The sequence below is a fragment of the Streptomyces sp. NPDC002754 genome (assembly GCF_053592315.1).
Window position 1 is genome coordinate 34580 of record NZ_JBSFVM010000026.1, and the last position, 17700, is coordinate 52279.

Sequence of the window (17700 nt, forward strand, 5' to 3'; positions counted from 1 at the left end):
CACCGTGTGCGGTCGGCCGGTTACGGCACCTGAGCGTCGATCGCCTTCACGATCCGCTTGTCCGAGACGGGGTACGCCGTGCCCAGCGCGTGGGCGAAATAGCTGACCCGCAGCTCCTCGATCATCCAGCGGATGTCGAGCACCTCCTGCGGCACGGGCCGCCCCTGCGGCATCTGCTCGAGCAGCCACAGGTACTCGTCCCGCATCTCGTGGACCTTCTCCATGCGGCTGGTGTCCCGCTGGACGTTGGTCGGCATCTGCTGGAGCCGCCGGTCGGCCGCGACGAGATAGCGCATCAGGTCGGACAGCCGCCGCAGTCCCGTGGCCGTGACGAAGCCCGGCTTCACCAGGGCGTCCAACTGGGCGCGCACGTCCTGGAGGTTGGGCAGCAGCACCACGCTCTTCGTGGACTTCAGGCGCCGCTCACAGGCCTGCCAGGCCGCCAGCACCTGCTGCACCTGGCCAACCGCCTTCACCGTGGTGTCGACGATCTCCGCGCGCACCTTGTCGTAGAGCTTGCGGTACGACTCCTCGTCCCAGGCGGGACCGCCGAAGTCGCCGATGAGCTTGTCCGCCGCCGCCATCGCGCAGTCGTCGAAGAGCGCCTGCACGGAGCCGTGCGGGTTCGCGGACAGGGCGAGCTTCTGCGCGTTGCTCAGCTTGTCCGAGGCGAACTTGCCCGGGTTCACCGGGATGTTGCGGAGGATGAGCCGGCGCGTGCCCTTCCACATCGCCCGCGCCTGCTCGGCCTCGCTGTCGAAGAGCCGTACGGACACGGTGTCGCCGTCATCGACCAGCGCCGGGAACGCCTTCACGGGCTGGCCCGCGCGCCGGGTCTCGAAGACCTTCGCCAGCGTGCCGACGCTCCAGTCGGTGAGACCCCCCTGCTCCACGGACGGGCCGCCGGAGCGCTCGGCGGTGGACTTGGCCGCCTGCGAGATCGCCTGCCGCGCCTTCGGCTTCAGCTTGAGCTTCAGCGCCTCCAGGTCCTTGTCCTCGGCGAGCTTGCGGCGCCGCTCGTCGACGATCCGGAACGTGATCTTCAGGTGGTCCGGTACGCGGGTCAGGTCGAAGTCGTCCGCAGAGACCGGGACGCCGACCATCCGCTGGAGTTCGCGGGCGAGCGTCGTCGGCAGCGGCTCCTGGAGGGGCACCGCCCGGTTCAGGAACTCCTTCGCGAAGTTCGGCGCCGGAACGTAGTTCCGGCGGATCGGCTTCGGCAGCGAGCGGATCAGCTCGACGACCACGTCCTGGCGCAGACCGGGGATCTGCCAGTCGAAGCCCTCGTCGGTGACCTGGTTGAGCACCTGGAGCGGAATGTGGACGGTCACGCCGTCCGCGTCCGCCCCCGGCTCGAACTGGTACGTCACCCGGAACTTGAGCCCGCCCTGGCGCCAGCTGTCCGGGTAGTCGTCCTTGGTGACCGCCTCCGCCGACTCGCGGATCAGCATCGAGCGCTCGAAGTCGAGGAGTTCGGGCTCCTCACGCTGCTTCTGCTTCCACCAGGAGTCGAAGTGGGCGCCCGATACGACGTGTTCCGGGACCCGCTGCTCGTAGAAGTCGAAGAGAGTGTCGTCGTCCACCACGATGTCGCGGCGGCGCGCCCGGTGCTCCAACTCCTCGACCTCGGTGAGGAGTCGGCGGTTGTCGGCGAAGAACTTGTGGTGCGTGCGCCAGTCGCCCTCGACCAGCGCGTTGCGGATGAACAGCTCGCGGCTGACCTCGGCGTCGATCCGCCCGTAGTTCACCTTGCGCTGGGCGACGAGCGGGACGCCGTACAGCGTGACCTTCTCGTATGCCATCACGGCCGCCTGGTCCTTCTCCCAGTGCGGCTCGCTGTAGGTGCGCTTGAGGAGGTGCTCGGCGAGCGGCTCGACCCACTCGGGTTCGATCCTCGCGTTGACCCGCGCCCAGAGCCGGCTGGTCTCGACGAGCTCCGCCGACATCACGAACCGCGGGGGCTTCTTGAAGAGGGCCGAACCGGGGAAGATCGCGAACTTCGCGTTGCGGGCGCCGATGTACTCGTTGCGCCCGCGGTCGCGGCCCGCCTGCTTGGGGTCCTTCTGCGCGGACTCCTTGGTCTCCTTCACATCTTTCATGCCGATGTGCGAGAGCAAACCGGACAGGAGGGAGAGGTGGATGGAGTCGTCCGCCGCGGGGGTGTCGGCGTCGCCCAGATGGATGCCCATCTGCTTCGCGACCGTACGCAGCTGTGTGTAGATGTCCTGCCACTCGCGGATGCGCAGGAAGTTCAGGTACTCGCGCTTGCACATCCGGCGGAAGGCGGAGGAGCCGAGCTCCTTCTGCTGTTCCCGTACGTGACGCCAGAGGTTGAGGAAGGCGAGGAAGTCGCTCGTCTCGTCCTTGAAGCGGGCGTGCTGCTGGTCGGCCTGCGCCTGCTTGTCGGAGGGGCGCTCGCGCGGGTCCTGGATGGAGAGCGCCGCGGCGATCACCATGACCTCGCGCACGCAGCCGTTCTTGTCGGCCTCCAGGACCATGCGGGCCAGGCGCGGGTCGACGGGGAGCTGGGCGAGCTTGCGGCCCTGGTCGGTGAGCCGCTTGCGTACGTCCTTCTCCGCCGCGTTCAACGCGCCCAGTTCCTGGAGGAGTTGGACGCCGTCGCGGATGTTGCGGTGGTCCGGCGGGTCGATGAACGGGAACTTCTCGATGTCGCCGAGCCCCGCCGCCGTCATCTGGAGGATGACCGAGGCCAGGTTCGTACGGAGGATCTCCGCATCCGTGAACTCGGGGCGGGAGAGGAAGTCGTCCTCGGAGTAGAGCCGGATGCAGATGCCGTCGGACGTACGGCCGCAGCGGCCCTTGCGCTGGTTGGCGCTGGCCTGGCTGACCGGCTCGATGGGCAGCCGCTGCACCTTCGTACGGTGCGAATAGCGCGAGATGCGGGCCGTGCCCGGGTCGATCACGTACTTGATGCCGGGGACCGTCAGCGAGGTCTCCGCGACGTTCGTGGCGAGGACGATGCGGCGGCCCGAATGGCGCTGGAAGACGCGGTTCTGCTCCGCGTGCGAGAGCCGCGCGTACAGCGGCAGCACCTCGGTGTTGTGGACGACGGCGCCTTTGGAGCGGGCGTACTTCTTCTCCAGGGCGTCCGCCGTGTCACGGATCTCGCGCTCTCCGGAGAGGAAGACCAGGACGTCGCCGGGGCCTTCCTTCTGCAGCTCGTCGACGGCGTCCGTGATCGCGGTGATCTGGTCGCGGTCGGAATCGTCGCCGGCCTCTTCGAGGAGCGGGCGGTACCGCACCTCCACCGGGTACGTACGGCCGCTGACCTCGACGATCGGGGCGTCCCCGAAGTGCCGCGAGAAGCGCTCGGGGTCGATGGTCGCGGACGTGATGACGACCTTGAGGTCCGGGCGCTTCGGCAGCAGCTGCGCCAGGTAACCAAGGAGGAAGTCGATGTTCAGGGACCGCTCGTGCGCCTCGTCGATGATGATCGTGTCGTACGCGCGCAGCTCGCGGTCCGTCTGGATCTCCGCGAGGAGGATGCCGTCCGTCATCAGCTTCACGAACGTCGCGTCCTGGTTCACCTGGTCGGTGAACCGGACCTTCCAGCCGACCGCCTCGCCCAGCGGCGTGTGCAGCTCGTCGGCGACGCGCTCGGCGACCGTGCGGGCGGCGATGCGGCGCGGCTGGGTGTGCCCGATCATGCCGCGCACACCGCGGCCGAGTTCGAGACAGATCTTCGGGATCTGGGTGGTCTTTCCCGATCCGGTCTCACCGGCGACGATCACGACCTGGTGGTCGCGGATCGCCTCGGCGATCTCGTCCTTCTTCTGGCTGACCGGGAGCTGCTCGGGATACGTGACGTCGAGGGCCGCGCGGCGCTCGCGGCGGGTGTCCGTGCGGACGGCGGCCTTCTCGGCCTCCGCGTCGATCTCCGCGACGACGGTGGCGCGGGCCTCCGGCTTACGGATCTTGCGGGCGCCTTCGAGCCTGCGCCCGAGACGGTGCGCATCGCGCAGGGACAGCTCGGAGATCCGCCGCGCTACGGCGGCGAACTGATCGGCGGCGGGGGCAGGCTGGTTAGACATACGACCCCAAGGATCTCACCTCGGGGAAATGCGCGGCGACCGGTTTTGCGGCCGGTGCGCCGGGGCTGCCGCGGGCCGCGTCCGGATGTAGAGCGCCGACGCGTGGCTTAACGTGCGGATATGTCGCACTTGCCCGAAGGGCCGGAACCGGAGAAGGTACACCCGCCGCACGGCGAGCACGGGCGACCGCTGAGCGGGTCCGAGCGCTGGACCGGGTTCAAGGGCTCGCCGTTCTTCCCGGCATGCGTACTCGTCCTCATCCTGTCCGCGGCGGCCGCCCTGTTCGCCGGCTCGTACACGTACTCCATGGCGAACCCGACCCCGCACAACATCCCGACCGGGGTCACCGGCGCGTACGACCAGGCCAAGGGCCAGCGCTTCCTCGGCGCGATGGAGAAGGCGCTCGACGCACAGCTGGACCTGAAGCCCTACGCCTCCCGGACAGCGGCCCGCGACGCACTCGACGCCCAGAAGATCTACGCGGTCCTCGACGTACGGGGCGGCGGCTCGCGCGTCCACCTCGACGTCTCCGGCGCCTCCGGGGTCACCGTCGCCCAGGTCTTCGCCGAGGCGGCGCCCCCGGTCGGCAAGGCGACCGGCATCCCGGTGACGGTGAAGGACGTGAACCCGTTGCAGGGCGGCGACCCGCGCGGCCTCACGATCTTCTACATCACGCTCGCCGCGGTGATCATCGGCTTCGTCGGCGCGATCCAGCTCAGCGTGCACGCGCGCGGACTCAACCCGGCCGAGCGGATCGCCTTCACGATCGCCTACGCGCTGCTCGGCGGGTTTGCGGTGGCGGCGGTCGCGGACTGGGGGCTCGGCGCCGTCGACCTGCCCTTCGCCGAGTCCTGGCTGATCCTCGCGCTGACGATGTTCACCTGCGGCATGGTCTTCACGATGTTCAACACGTTCTTCCACCGCTGGGCGATGATCCCGACCTGGGGCCTGCTGGTCCTGCTCGGCAACCCGGCGTCCGGCGGCGCGGTCGCGCCCCCGCTGCTCCCCACGGTCATCGGCCGCCTCGGCCAGTGGCTGCCACCGGGGGCCTCGTACAACGCCCAGCACACGGCGGTCTACTTCCAGGGCAACCAGCACGTCTTCCCGATCCTGGTGCTGGTCGGCTGGTCCCTGGTCTCCTGCGCCCTCTTCTGGTTCTGGCGCCATCGCCACCCGGGCGGCCGGGGGACGGGGCCGCTGCACGCGGCACCGGTCTGACCTGTGAGGACACGGGAAACGCAATAGGCCCCGTCCGAAGACGGGGCCTAGTTCCTGTGGCTGGGGCCGGGATCGAACCGGCGACCTATCGCTTTTCAGGCGATCGCTCGTACCAACTGAGCTACCCAGCCACGAAGTTCACGAGGAACTTCAGCGGTCCTGACGGGATTTGAACCCGCGGCCTCCACCTTGACAGGGTGGCGAGCACTCCAAACTGCTCCACAGGACCATGCTGTTGCGTGCAACAGTGTTGCACACGGACTTACGTGCCCCCAACGGGATTCGAACCCGTGCTACCGCCTTGAAAGGGCGGCGTCCTAGGCCGCTAGACGATGAGGGCTATCGGCCCGCCTGCGCGCTTTGCAGCGCGTCGGGGACGTGAGAAGCATATGGGATGCAGGGAGCTATCGCCAAAACGGTTTACGGGGAGCTCTCGCCGGGGCTCGGCGAGGGGGTCGCCCCGGGTTGGTTCTCCTGTGGCAGATGGCGGCTGACCTCGGCCTTCGTCAGGCCCAGACCGCCGAGCCTGATCTCGTCCCAGGCCTGTAGACGCTTGCTCGTGCGGTCCAGATAGAGGACGGACGCCTCCACCGGATCGGGGTGCCCGTTCTTGTTGTCGATCGCGCGCAGGCCGCTGCCGCCGGTCGAGCCCTCGACGCGCAGCCGGGTGCCGAGCGGGAGCAGCTCCATCTCCTGGTGATGGATGTGGCCCGCCAGGACGAGCGGCACCTCGCCGTCCACCTCACGGGCCGCCGCCGGCTCATGGGCGAGCGCGATGTCGACCGGGGTGCCCGCCGCCCGCTGGTCGCGCAGCGCTGACGCGAGCCGGATGCCCGACAGACGCTCGGCCGGATCGCCCTGCGCCTTCGTCGCACGGTCCGGGGTGTACTGCGGGTCGCCCATACCGGCGAAGCGCAGGCCCGCGACCGTCGCAGCCTTCCCGTCGTCGAGGACGCGGACGTTCTTGAAGCGCTTCCGGTCGGCGAGGTACTTCTGCGTCGCGTTCTTCGAGTCGTGGTTGCCGCGGATCCAGACGTAGGGCACCTTCAGGTCCTTGATCGGGTCCAGGAACGCGTTCTCCGCCTTCGAACCGTGGTCCATGGTGTCGCCGGTGTCGACGATCGCGGAGATCTTGTACTGCTCCACGAGCGAGGCGATGATCTTCCACGACGCCGGGTTGAGGTGGATGTCCGACACGTGCAGGACCCGGATCGTCGAGGGGTCCGGCTGGTACGTGGGGAGCGTGGACGTCGCGTCGTAGAGCTTGGTGACGTTCGTGACGAGAAGGGCCAACTCCTTTTGGTACGCGTCGAATTCGGTCACGATCGAGCGGGCGCTGCCGACCACGGAGGGCGCCGAGGAGAGCAGTCCCGAGAACTTCGGCTCCAGGACGGACTCCGGGTTCCACGTCGCGTACGCCGTGCCGCCCGAGGCCGCGAGCAGGGTGAGCGCCAAGCCGCCGGCGGCCAGGGCGCGGCGCGGGCGGCGGTAGACCACGAGGCCGAGCGTCGTGGCGCCCGCGACCACCGCCACACAGGAGCGCAGGGCCAGGTCGACCGTGCCGTGCTCGACGTCCCGCGCCACCTCGTCCTGGAGCCCGGAGAACCGCTCGGGGTGGTCGACGAGGGCCTGGGCGCGGGCCGGGTCGAGGCGGTCCACGTCGACGTCGAGGCGGATGGGGGCCGTGTGCGAGTGCAGTTCCAGGGCGCCGAGCGGCGACACGTTGATCTTCGTACCGCCCGCGAAGGAGGGGCGCAGCGTCATCTTCGTGTCCATCGGCCCCACCGGCGTGCGCACGCTGCCGACGATCAGGAGGCCGAGCCAGGCACCGAGCAGTACGACGGCGACGAGACCCAGCGCGCGTACGTACGGATGCGGCGGGTGGACCAGCTCGATGACCGGGTGCGGGTGCCGGCCGCGGTAGTGGCGCAGGAGGGCCGAGGGCGCTCCGCGAACGCCCCGCGTGCGGCGGCGGACTCCACGTATGGCGGCGGCTGGCGAGCGGGCCATTGCTCCCGTATGCCCAAGTGCACGGGTGGATATGCGGGTTGTACCGGACAATGGCCGTGTGCTGGAGATGACGCGCGAGACGTTCGAGGAACTGGTCGCCGAGGCGCTCGACCGGATCCCGCCCGAGCTGACCCGACTCATGGACAACGTGGCCGTGTTCGTGGAGGACGAGCCGCCCGCCGAGGACCCCGGGCTGCTCGGGCTCTACGAGGGGACCCCGCTGACCGAGCGGGGTGAGTGGTACGCGGGGGTGCTGCCGGACCGGATCACGATCTACCGGGGGCCGACGCTGCGGATGTGCGAATCGACGGAGGACGTGATCGCGGAGACCGAGGTGACCGTGGTGCACGAGATCGCGCACCACTTCGGGATCGACGACGCGCGGCTGCACGCGCTGGGATACGGGTGAGCCCAGGTTCTGGGTGACGGGTGAGGCCCCCGCGCTGATTGTGGGGGCTTTGTGCGGTGCTGGCGCGGCGCGTGTCCTCGTACGGGGGACAGGAGTTGGGAACGGTACCCCCCCCATGGTGATCCCGTTGGTGACCCCGTCTCGTGCACCGGAGGTGCCCGCCCGTGCGCCAGCTGTCCGTATCGCAACGCGCCCTGTCGCTCAGTGTGCTCCGCCTGGGCCGGTTGGCCGCCACCACGGTGGCCGTCGCCGCGGCCGCCGGCTGCATGAGTGTGGGCGCCGACGGCGGCGGCGCGCCCACCCACTCCCCGCCGCAGCGCGGCTCCGGCGCCGTGCCCGACGGTGGCGGAGCAGCGGTCCCGGACGGCGGGGCGGACGTGGGCGCGCGGGGCGAGAAGGCCGCGGAGGTGCCCTCGGGGCGACCGGCCTCGTCCAAGGGCAGGGGCAAGGGCCCGGCCACGCCCTCGTCCGCGGCACCGAAGCCCACGAGGACGTCCGTCCCGCCCTCCGCGCCCACCTCGCCGTCCCGCAGCGCGTCGCATCGGCCCACGCAGCGGCCGAGCCCGCCCAGCGCGACGAGCACTCCCTCGCCCACGAAGTCGTCGCCCGCGCCCTCGTCGTCACCGCCGACCGCGGAGCCCTCGTCGTCGGCGCACGAGGAGACCGCGTCGGAGCGGGCCAGTGAACCGCGTCCGCAGGCCGGGTCGCCTGCCTGACCCGGAACCCGGGCCCCGGTGGCGTGTGATCGGCGTCTCAGGGAGCGGGTTTGCCTCCGGGGGTGGGGGGTGCGTATGGTGGTAGATCGTTTGATCCCATTTGCCCGGCGCCGTTAAAGAGAGCGCCGCGTGGCGCGTACTCTCCCTTGCCGTGGCTGGACCGCATTGAGGCGGTCGATTTGCTGAACTGCGAATACACGGAGTTGCGGGCGCGTGCCGAGACTCCGGAAGGTTTCGCATTTCGCATGTCAATTTCCACTGAGAACACTGTCGACCAGGCCGTCGAGAACGACATCGACACCACCGTCGAGACGGACGTCGACACCATCGTCGAGACGGATGTCGACGCGGTCGACATCATCGAGAACGACGAGCCCACCCTCACCTTCGCCGACCTCGGTCTCCCCGAGCCGGTCGTCCGCAAGCTCGCGCAGAACGGTGTGACCACCCCGTTCCCGATCCAGGCCGCGACCATCCCGGACGCCCTGGCCGGCAAGGACATCCTCGGCCGAGGCCGCACCGGCTCCGGCAAGACCCTCTCCTTCGGTCTGCCGACGATGGCCCGCCTGGCCGGCGCCCGCAGCGAGAAGCACAAGCCGCGCGCCGTCATCCTCACCCCGACCCGTGAGCTCGCGATGCAGGTCGCGGACGCGCTGCAGCCGTACGGCGACCAGGTCGGCCTGAAGATGAAGGTCGTCTGCGGCGGTACGTCGATGGGCAACCAGATCTACGCCCTGGAGCGCGGCGTCGACATCCTCGTCGCCACCCCGGGCCGACTGCGCGACATCATCAACCGTGGCGCCTGCTCCCTGGCGAACGTCGAGGTCGCCGTCCTCGACGAGGCCGACCAGATGTCCGACCTGGGCTTCATGCCCGAGGTCACCGAGCTGCTCGACCAGGTCCCGGCCGGCGGCCAGCGGATGCTGTTCTCCGCCACCATGGAGAACGAGATCAAGACCCTGGTCAAGCGCTACCTGAGCGACCCGGTCTCGCACGAGGTCGACAGCGCCCAGGGCAACGTCACGACGATGTCGCACCACATCCTCGTCGTGAAGCCCAAGGACAAGGCGCCGGTCACCGCGGCCATCGCCTCCCGCAAGGGCCGCACGATCATCTTCGTCCGCACCCAGCTCGGCGCCGACCGCATCGCCGAGCAGCTCCGCGAAGCCGGTGTGAAGTCCGACGCGCTGCACGGCGGCATGACGCAGGGCTCCCGTACCCGCGTCCTCGAAGACTTCAAGAAGGGCTACGTCAACGCCCTCGTCGCCACCGACGTCGCCGCGCGCGGCATCCACGTCGACGACATCGACCTGGTCCTGAACGTGGACCCGGCCGGTGACCACAAGGACTACCTGCACCGCGCGGGCCGCACGGCGCGTGCCGGCCGCACCGGCACGGTCGTCTCCCTGTCGCTGCCGCACCAGCGCCGCCAGATCTTCCGCCTCATGGAGGACGCGGGCGTCGACGCCGGGCGTCACATCATCCAGGGCGGCGCCGCGTTCGACCCGGAGGTCGCCGAGATCACCGGCGCCCGGTCCATGACCGAGGTCGAGGCCGAGTCCGCGGGCAACGCCGCGCAGCAGGCCGAGCGCGAGGTCACCGACCTGACGAAGCAGCTGGAGCGCGCCACCCGTCGCGCCGCCGAGCTGCGTGAGCAGGCCGACCGCCTCACCGCCCGCGCCGCCCGTGACCGCGGCGAGGACGAGGAGGGCGTGGCCGCCGCGGTCACCGCCGCGCAGGAGGCTGCCGCCGAGCAGGTCGCCAAGGCGGCTGCCGCCGCCGAGGAGGCGCAGCGCGCCGAGCGTGAGCGTTCGTACTCGGACCAGCCGCGTCAGCGCCGCGACGACCGGGGCAACTTCGAGCGTCGTGACAACCGTGGCGGCGACAAGGGCGGCTTCCGTCGCGACGACCGTGGCGGCGACAAGGGCGGCTTCCGCCGTGACGACCGCGGCGGTGACAAGGGTGGCTTCCGCCGGGACAACGACCGCGGCGGCCGCTCCTTCGAGCGTCGCGACAACGACCGTGGTGGCCGTTCTTTCGAGCGTCGTGACGACAACCGTGGCGGTGGCTTCCGCCGCGACGACCGTCCGTCCGGTGGCGACAAGGGTGGCTTCCGCCGCGACGACCGTCGTGACGGAGACCGCGGTGGCGACCGTGGTGGCCGTTCTTTCGAGCGTCGTGACGACCGGGGCGGCGACCGCGGCGGAGACCGTGGCGGCTTCCGCCGTGACGACCGTGGCGGCGACAAGGGCGGCTTCAACCGCGACGACCGTGGCGGCCGTTCCTTCGAGCGCCGTGACGACAACCGTGGCGGTGGCTTCCGCCGCGACGACCGTCCCTCCGGTGGCCACCGGGGCAGCGACCGTCCGTTCAACCGCGACCGCCAGGGCGACCGTCCGGCCACCGGCGGCCACCGCCCCTACGGCCGCCGTGACGACCGCGCGGGTTCCGGCTCGGGCTCGTCCTTCGGCCGCCGCGACGACAAGCCGCGCTGGAAGCGCAACGGCTGACCGTTCTTGACGTGACAGGGCCGCGGCCCCACTCCCTTACGGGGGTGGGGCCGCGGCCTTTCGCTGTTCCGGGCACGGGAGTTGGGCCTTGATCACCCGCATGCGGCGCCTCCGGCGAGGGAATCGCTGGGGGCATGACAAGTGATGCCAGCAGAGTCACTGACGGAGAGCAGCCGGCCGTGGCCGCGGGCTCCGACGAGGAGCGCCTCGCCCAGCTCGGCTACACGCAGGTCCTCGCCCGCCGCATGTCGGGCTTCTCGAACTACGCCGTCTCCTTCACGATCATCTCGGTCCTCTCGGGCTGCCTGACGCTGTACCTGTTCGGCATGAACACGGGCGGCCCCGTGCTCATCACCTGGGGCTGGGTCGGCGTCGGCCTGATGACCCTCTTCGTCGGCCTGGCGATGGCCGAGATCTGCTCGGCGTATCCGACGTCGGCGGGGCTGTACTTCTGGGCGTACCGGCTCGCGCCGGAGCGCAGCGCGGCGGCGTGGGCGTGGTTCACGGGCTGGTTCAACGTGCTGGGGCAGGTGGCCGTGACCGCCGGCATCGACTTCGGTGCGGCGTCCTTCCTCGGCGCGTACCTGAACCTCCAGTTCGACTTCGAGGTGACACCGGGCCGCACGATCCTCCTCTTCGCGGGCATCCTGCTGCTGCACGGACTGCTGAACACCTTCGGCGTACGCATCGTCGCCTTCCTCAACAGCGTCAGCGTGTGGTGGCACGTGCTGGGCGTCGCGCTGATCGTCGGCGTGCTCGCCTTCGTGCCGGACAGCCACCAGTCGGCGTCCTTCGTCTTCGGCGAGTTCGTGAACAACACGGGCTGGGGCAGCAGCGTGTACGTCGTCCTGATCGGCCTGCTGATGGCGCAGTACACCTTCACCGGCTACGACGCGTCGGCGCACATGACGGAGGAGACGCACGACGCGTCGACGGCGGGCCCGAAGGGCATCGTCCGCTCGATCTGGACGTCCTGGATCGCCGGCTTCGTGCTCCTCCTCGGCTTCACCTTCGCGATCCAGTCGTACGAGGGCGCGCTCAACTCGCCCACGGGCGCACCACCGGCCCAGATCCTGCTCGACGCGTTGGGCGCGACGACCGGAAAGCTGCTGCTCCTGGTGGTCGTCGGCGCCCAGCTGTTCTGCGGGATGGCGTCGGTGACGGCCAACTCCCGCATGATCTACGCCTTCTCGCGCGACGGAGCGCTCCCCTTCTCCCGCGTGTGGCACACGGTGAGCCCGCGCACCCGCACCCCGGTCGCGGCGGTCTGGCTCGCGGCGGCGGGCGCCCTCGTCCTCGGCCTGCCCTACCTGATCAACGTCACCGCGTACGCGGCCGTGACCTCGATCGCCGTCATCGGCCTCTACATCGCGTACGTCATCCCGACGTTCCTGCGGCTGCGCAAGGGCGACGCGTTCGAGCGGGGGCCGTGGCACCTGGGCCGCTGGTCCGGGTTCGTGGGCGTGGTGGCGGTGACCTGGGTCGTCGTCATCACGATCCTCTTCATGCTGCCGCAGGTCTCCCCGGTCACCTGGGAGACCTTCAACTACGCCCCGATCGCCGTCCTCGCGGTCCTCGGATTCGCGGGCACGTGGTGGGGCATCTCGGCCCGCCACTGGTTCCTGCGCTGACGCGCGGCCCCGGGAACCCGATACCCGATCGGCCTCCCGGTCCGGGCGGGCTATGCTCGGGGGTGCGTCGGCTCAGGTCGGCGTGTGGACCCTTAGCTCAATTGGCAGAGCAGTGGACTTTTAATCCATTGGTTGTGGGTTCGAGTCCCACAGGGTCTACGTGTGCGGGGGAGGGGATGGCCCCTCCGTCCTGCTGGGCAGCGCCCGGGTCGGCTTCGGTCGGCGCGGGCGCTGTTTTGTTTGTGGCGCACGGTGTGGGAGGACGGGGCGGCTGGGGGCAGGGAGCCGTGCAGCCACGCTCTCCGGCCCGCGGGACGCCATGGCCCACAGGGCGCTGATGCGCTGCCCCGAGGCCCACATCCCGGTGGCGGAGAGCCGATCACACAGACCGCGGTGCGGGAGCTGTATGAGGAGACGGGCCTGGTCGTGAAGCCGGAGGCGCTGAAGGTCGCCCACGTCATCCACGGGGCGTGGGGAGTTGAGGCCCCGAACGGATTCCTCACCGTCGTGTTCGCGGCGCACGAGTGGTCCGGCGAACCGGAGAACCGGGAGCCGCGGAAGCACGCGCAGGTGCGGTGGGTCGATGCCGACGTCATCCCCGAGGAGTTCGTCGATACGACCGACAGTGCGCTGCACCGCTACCTCGAGGGCGGTTCGGAAGTTTCCCTCGAAGGCTGGCACCAGTGACGGTGAGCGAGAGGGCCGTGTCCTGGCGGGGAATAGGGGATCGCTCCAGGTACTGAATTCGGCGCCGAGACCTTGCTCGGCGTCGTCTCGATTGCCGGACGCTCCGGAGTGGACCGGTCCAAGCCCACACCGGCAAGGAGGCCGGCGACCGGGTTGAAGCCGGCGATCGCCGTGTATGCCATGCCCTCCGGGATCGAGAAGAGGCCCGTGCCCAGGCCGGAGCCGACGTCGGCGGGCGTCGGCTCCGGCCTGCCGAGGCTTGGCTTTCGCCTGCGCCATGAGCGGGGGAGGTTCACGAGGCGAGTCCGCTGATCGCGTCTCCCAAGTACTTGGCTCCGAGCACGGTGAGGACCACCGTCATGATCGCGCTGTTGTGCTCGCCCATCCACGTCTTCCAGCCGCCGAGCACCGCGGCCGACCGGCTGCCGCCGAAGACGTACACGAGCAGGGGCAGCAGGACGCAGGTCGAGCCGATCAGGACGAACAGGACGCCGGCGACGGCCTTGCCGCCGCTGTTCGCCGGGCTGCTCGCGATGGAGGCAGCGCCGCCGACCGCGAGGACGAGGTTCTTCGGGTTGGCACCGGACAGCAAGGCCGCGAGGCCGGCCGCCTTGCCCGGGGTGAAGCGGTCGATCGCCCGCATCCAGCCCGGCAGCGTGTGCTCCTGTCCCTCCCTGGGGCGGTCCTTCCACTGCTTGGCGCCCATGAGCAGGAAGAGCACGCCGAGGGCGAGCTTGAGCCAGTACGTCCAGTCGGCGGGTGTACCCGCGTCGTCGGCGCCGGCGCCCGAGCCGGCGAGAACGACCACGGCGGTGATCACTCCGAGCGTGACCATCCACCCCAGCGTGAACGCCGTGCCGTTGATCTTGCCGCGCGGAGTGGCCAGCATCAGCACCACCGCGATCAGCGGAAGGGGGCTGATGGCGATGCCCACCGCCGACGCCAGCATCTGTCCGACGGCGTCACCCATCGCTGCCTCCTCCGTACCGGCCCCGTTCCACCCCCGCCACGGAAGGCGGTGTGCCCGAGCCTTTCCGCCGGCTCAGGGGGCCGCAACGGAGGCGGGGCCGAACGGATGACACCCTCCCGGCCACCGCACGATCGCGAGGCGCGGTTGCGGACCCACCGGAACGCGATGACCGTTATAGGGCTTATGCCCTCCTCTTGGTGTACCGGATCGGAGCCCGCATGGACGCGCAGACGTTGAAGCAGCAGATCGCCGCAGCTCACGAGAAGGCACGGGCCGACGAGGGGTACTGGCTCGGCATGGCGGCCTTCCGCTACGGCTTCCCGCTCCTGGAGATGCACCGCAGCCTGTGGGAGTGGCACGTCGACACCACGGCTCCGACGCACCTCGGCGCGATCAACGAGATCCACCACACCCCGCGCCGCGCGGAGCCGAAGGACACCTACTTCGTCACGCCGATCGTCGACGCCCCGTACTCGCGCACCTTCGTGGACCTGACCGGCGGCGCGGTGATCCTCACCGTCCCGCCCGTCACCGACCGCTACTTCACCGTCCAGCTCCTGGACATGTACACCAACAGCTTCGGCTACGTCGGTACGCGCATGGGCGACACCACCGGCGGCGACTACCTGCTGGCCGGGCCCGGCTGGCGCGGCACCGTCCCCGACGGCATCACCCGGGTCATCGCCGCCCCCACCCCCCTGGTCTGCCTCCTGGCCCGCGTCACGATCCTCGACGACGACGTCCCCGCCGCCGTGGCCCTGCAGAAGCGGATCGCCCTGCGCCCCGCCGACCCGGCCGCCCCCAAGCCCGACCCCTCGGCCAACCCGCCCGCCCGCGACTGGCGGGGCGAGGGCGGCGACCCGCTGGACTTCTACCGGATGCTCGCCGACTGCCTGAGCGCGAGCCCGCCGCCGGCCGCCGACGCCGGCGTCCTCGGCCTGCTCGCCCGCATCGGCATCACCCCGCACCACACCTTCGATCCCTCCCGGCTGCACCCCGCGGCCGTCGACGGCCTGCGGCGAGCCATCGCGGACGGACTGCGCGACCTGTACGCGGACATGCCGTTCGCCGGTCCGTCCCGCAACAGCTGGGTGATGGTCGACGTCGACACCATCGGCGACTGGGGCACCGACTACTTCTCCCGCCTGGAGATCGCCCAGATCGGCCTGCTCGCCAACAGCGCGAAGGAGGCGTACTACATCGGCGCCATCCTCGACGGCGACGGCGACCCGCTCTCCGGCGAGCACCGCTACGAACTGCGCTTCGGACCCCAAGACTTCCCGCCCGTGGACGCCTTCTGGTCGGTGACCATGTACCTCAACCCGCAGGGCTTCCTCGTCGAGAACCCGATCGGCCGCTACCACCTCGGCAGCCTCACCAAGGACCTCGCCTACGGCCCCGACGGCTCCCTCACCCTGTACCTCCAGCGCGAGAACCCCGGCCCGGACAAGGAGTCCAACTGGCTCCCCACCACCGAGCCCGGCGTCCTGTTCCGCCTCATCCTGCGCCAGTACCTGCCCACCCCCGACATCCTCACCGGCCGCTACGCACCCCCGGCCGTCATCCGCGTCGACCGCTGACCCTCCACCGCCCTCCCCTCCCGTGGCCCGGGCCGAGGGAACCAGAGCACGCGCATGTGCGAGCCGCCGCCCGTCTACCGGCGCAAGCAGGCGAACTCTCGGACGCCGCTTCGAAACGCGCTCACCCGGCGCAAGTGCTCCGCTCGGCCAGGCCGGCTCGGGCCGGTGGGTCCGCCGCTGGACGACACGGATCGGCCGAAGACGTGCCTTGGAGCCGACATCGATGACGACTGGGCAGCCGGCGCATGCGCTGCAGCCGACTCAAAGATCTTTAGGGACAGCCCTTAGCAGCCATTCAGGGCTGCGCGGCAGCCCCTGCAGTACATGGGGGTGTACCGCCCGTACCGGTGCATGAGCTGGCCACATCCGGCACACGGTCCCAGCTCCCACGGCTGGCATCCCAGCGCGGCTGCGGCGGCGGCCCGTTCCACCGGTGTTATCCGCGTCGCACCACGGGCGCGCCGCACCGGCATGCGCGGGAGCGTGATGCCACCGGTCGGCTGGTCGAGATCGCGAAGTGGGCGAGCGTCGCTGACGAACCACCCGTCTTCCCCTGCGTGACAGCTGCGATCGATCTCCTGCTCGGCGAACGTGATCACGTCGTCGTCCTCTTGGACCGGAGCAGTGGGCAGCGGCTCCTTCTCGCCGACCAGTTCCTCCCACCGTGCACAGTCGCCCGCCGAGACCCACATGTGCCGTCCAGCGCGACCGTTTCCTCGGCTGGGTACGTAGACGGGGACGCTCTCCCCTGTGGCACTCTGCACAACCAGGTCCTCGATGTGGACGGGATTCCTCTCCGGTAGGCAGAGCGCGGGCACGAACCAGTCCGCATGAATCTCGCCACAGTGGCTTGCCCCATCGCTCACGAGGCAGTGCCGCTCACTGCTCGGAACGCACTTCCAGACCTCAAGGTGGCGGTATCCACCTCGAATCAGCATCTCCTTGCCGTCGGCTATGTCCTTCCACGGCATGTCGTCGACACGGGCCCAAGGTGCGCGGTCTATCAGAGCAGCTGTCCTGTCCTTCGCCACCCACAGAGGTGTGATGCCGTGATCGACGGCATTGGCGGAACGCCGGAACACGGTGCTGGGGCTGAGTTGGTGGTACTGGATTTCCCAGCCGATTTGTTTGCCGCCAGGCCCCGTGACGACGGCGTCCGAGATGGTGCGTCGATTGGCCACGGGAACCTCGGACTCGGCCCCCAGCCCGTATCGCGCGGCGGTCTCGACGACCCGTTCCTTCGTCGCCTTGTGCTGCGCGCCTTCTGTTGGTGTCGCCTTGTGCGTGATGGGCAGGTGCGAGGCCACCAGTGGCCGTCGACCCCCGACACGACCTCGGCGCACGAACATCCACGGGGACTTTCCGCCTGTCTCCGCGAGGCACTCCCGGCCGTCGTGGTGGGCCAGGCACTCGAGCAGCTGGGGGTCTCGTTCGGAAATGCTCGCCGTGATCTCCCGCAGGAGATCGGGACGGTTCGGGTAGCCGAGGTCGGGTAACGACAGGTTGATCTCTATGCCATATCCGGTGTGCCACACGCCGTTAGCCATTCCTCCACGATAGGAACGCCCACTGACATTCAACAGGGCGCATATCAAGGAGAGATGGGTCTGGACAGCATGAAGGCCCGGTGGCGGAGGTCCGCCGCCGGGCCGAGGTCATTCTCGAACTCCCAGGCCACCATGGTGGCGAGTGCGATTTCTGTGGGGAGCGTCTCGCCCAGCGTGTAGACGCACAACTCTCCCGCGGGAAAGACCACTTCGGCTTCCTCGTCGTGCGACCACGGCCCCTCGCCGGGCGGGTTTCCCTTCCACGGTTCCACGCGCACCCGGGCATCGATCACGTTCGATGGAACAGTGCGCGTGAACCAGCCCTTCGGCAGGGCGCAACCAGTGCCCGGCCGGCGCATCCGGACAGTGG

General features: G+C 69.8%; 11 protein-coding genes, 4 tRNA genes and 1 pseudogene. 8 read left to right on the top strand and 8 right to left on the bottom strand.

Going from position 1 to position 17700, the window contains the following annotated elements; genetic code table 11:
• Positions 1 to 20: 20 nt before the first annotated feature.
• On the bottom strand, positions 21 to 4052 hold the full coding sequence (gene hrpA, locus ACWD2L_RS32600; protein WP_351336852.1) for an ATP-dependent RNA helicase HrpA: 4032 nt from the start codon (positions 4050 to 4052) through the stop codon (positions 21 to 23).
• Between the two features lie 120 nt (positions 4053 to 4172).
• Between hrpA and ACWD2L_RS32605 the strand changes: the two genes are divergently transcribed.
• Positions 4173 to 5270 (top strand): ABC transporter permease, encoded by a 1098-nt coding sequence (locus tag ACWD2L_RS32605; RefSeq protein ID WP_351336849.1) that lies wholly within the window; start codon positions 4173 to 4175, stop codon positions 5268 to 5270.
• 57 nt (positions 5271 to 5327) lie between these two features.
• On the opposite strand, the gene ACWD2L_RS32610 is transcribed toward ACWD2L_RS32605, so the two are convergent.
• From ACWD2L_RS32610 to ACWD2L_RS32625, 4 genes are all read right to left on the bottom strand, one after another.
• Positions 5328 to 5401, bottom strand: a tRNA-Phe gene (locus ACWD2L_RS32610).
• Positions 5402 to 5424: 23 nt separating this feature from the next.
• Positions 5425 to 5499 (bottom strand) — tRNA-Asp (locus ACWD2L_RS32615).
• 38 nt (positions 5500 to 5537) lie between these two features.
• A tRNA-Glu gene (locus ACWD2L_RS32620) sits at positions 5538 to 5610 on the bottom strand.
• 80 nt (positions 5611 to 5690) lie between these two features.
• Entirely contained in the window at positions 5691 to 7280 is a 1590-nt protein-coding gene (locus ACWD2L_RS32625) for a metallophosphoesterase family protein (RefSeq protein ID WP_351336846.1), read from the bottom strand.
• A 58-nt stretch (positions 7281 to 7338) separates the two neighbouring features.
• Here ACWD2L_RS32625 and ACWD2L_RS32630 point away from each other — a divergent pair, with 58 nt between their 5' ends.
• The 6 genes and pseudogenes from ACWD2L_RS32630 to ACWD2L_RS32655 form a co-directional block, all read left to right on the top strand.
• Complete coding sequence (locus tag ACWD2L_RS32630; RefSeq protein ID WP_351336843.1) at positions 7339 to 7689, top strand: metallopeptidase family protein; 351 nt, start codon at positions 7339 to 7341, stop codon at positions 7687 to 7689.
• 164 nt (positions 7690 to 7853) lie between these two features.
• Positions 7854 to 8405, top strand: a complete 552-nt coding sequence (locus tag ACWD2L_RS32635; RefSeq protein ID WP_351336840.1) for a hypothetical protein — start codon at positions 7854 to 7856, stop codon at positions 8403 to 8405.
• 245 nt (positions 8406 to 8650) lie between these two features.
• Positions 8651 to 10915, top strand: coding sequence for a DEAD/DEAH box helicase (locus ACWD2L_RS32640; RefSeq protein WP_351336837.1), 2265 nt, complete (start codon positions 8651 to 8653; stop codon positions 10913 to 10915).
• A gap of 134 nt (positions 10916 to 11049) precedes the next feature.
• Entirely contained in the window at positions 11050 to 12546 is a 1497-nt protein-coding gene (locus ACWD2L_RS32645) for an amino acid permease (RefSeq protein WP_351336835.1), read from the top strand.
• A gap of 86 nt (positions 12547 to 12632) precedes the next feature.
• Positions 12633 to 12705 (top strand) — tRNA-Lys (locus ACWD2L_RS32650).
• 168 nt (positions 12706 to 12873) lie between these two features.
• Positions 12874 to 13233, top strand: a pseudogene (locus tag ACWD2L_RS32655) (NUDIX domain-containing protein); the annotation flags it as partial.
• A 292-nt stretch (positions 13234 to 13525) separates the two neighbouring features.
• Here the strand turns inward: ACWD2L_RS32655 and ACWD2L_RS32660 are convergent.
• Positions 13526 to 14203 carry a GAP family protein gene (locus ACWD2L_RS32660; protein WP_351336833.1) on the bottom strand — a complete coding sequence of 226 codons (678 nt, stop codon included), beginning with the start codon at positions 14201 to 14203 and terminating at the stop codon, positions 13526 to 13528.
• A gap of 218 nt (positions 14204 to 14421) precedes the next feature.
• Here ACWD2L_RS32660 and ACWD2L_RS32665 point away from each other — a divergent pair, with 218 nt between their 5' ends.
• Entirely contained in the window at positions 14422 to 15783 is a 1362-nt protein-coding gene (locus tag ACWD2L_RS32665) for a DUF1254 domain-containing protein (protein ID WP_351336830.1), read from the top strand.
• Positions 15784 to 16067: 284 nt separating this feature from the next.
• Here the strand turns inward: ACWD2L_RS32665 and ACWD2L_RS32670 are convergent, their stop codons facing one another.
• Complete coding sequence (locus ACWD2L_RS32670; protein WP_351336827.1) at positions 16068 to 17330, bottom strand: competence protein CoiA family protein; 1263 nt, start codon at positions 17328 to 17330, stop codon at positions 16068 to 16070.
• A 44-nt stretch (positions 17331 to 17374) separates the two neighbouring features.
• Positions 17375 to 17689: a hypothetical protein gene (locus tag ACWD2L_RS32675; protein ID WP_351336825.1), complete on the bottom strand. Its 315-nt coding sequence runs from the start codon at positions 17687 to 17689 to the stop codon at positions 17375 to 17377.
• Positions 17690 to 17700: the final 11 nt, after the last annotated feature.

What these genes read in the sequence shown, in the direction of transcription:
- hrpA (WP_351336852.1), bottom strand. Translation starts at nt 4,052, where the DNA reads ATGTCTAACCAGCCTGCCCCCGCCGCCGATCAGTTCGCCGCCGTAGCG.
- ACWD2L_RS32605 (WP_351336849.1), top strand. Translation starts at nt 4,173, where the DNA reads ATGTCGCACTTGCCCGAAGGGCCGGAACCGGAGAAGGTACACCCGCCG.
- ACWD2L_RS32625 (WP_351336846.1), bottom strand. Translation starts at nt 7,280, where the DNA reads ATGGCCCGCTCGCCAGCCGCCGCCATACGTGGAGTCCGCCGCCGCACG.
- ACWD2L_RS32640 (WP_351336837.1), top strand. Translation starts at nt 8,651, where the DNA reads ATGTCAATTTCCACTGAGAACACTGTCGACCAGGCCGTCGAGAACGAC.
- ACWD2L_RS32645 (WP_351336835.1), top strand. Translation starts at nt 11,050, where the DNA reads ATGACAAGTGATGCCAGCAGAGTCACTGACGGAGAGCAGCCGGCCGTG.
- ACWD2L_RS32660 (WP_351336833.1), bottom strand. Translation starts at nt 14,203, where the DNA reads ATGGGTGACGCCGTCGGACAGATGCTGGCGTCGGCGGTGGGCATCGCC.
- ACWD2L_RS32665 (WP_351336830.1), top strand. Translation starts at nt 14,422, where the DNA reads ATGGACGCGCAGACGTTGAAGCAGCAGATCGCCGCAGCTCACGAGAAG.
- ACWD2L_RS32670 (WP_351336827.1), bottom strand. Translation starts at nt 17,330, where the DNA reads ATGGCTAACGGCGTGTGGCACACCGGATATGGCATAGAGATCAACCTG.
- ACWD2L_RS32675 (WP_351336825.1), bottom strand. Translation starts at nt 17,689, where the DNA reads ATGCGCCGGCCGGGCACTGGTTGCGCCCTGCCGAAGGGCTGGTTCACG.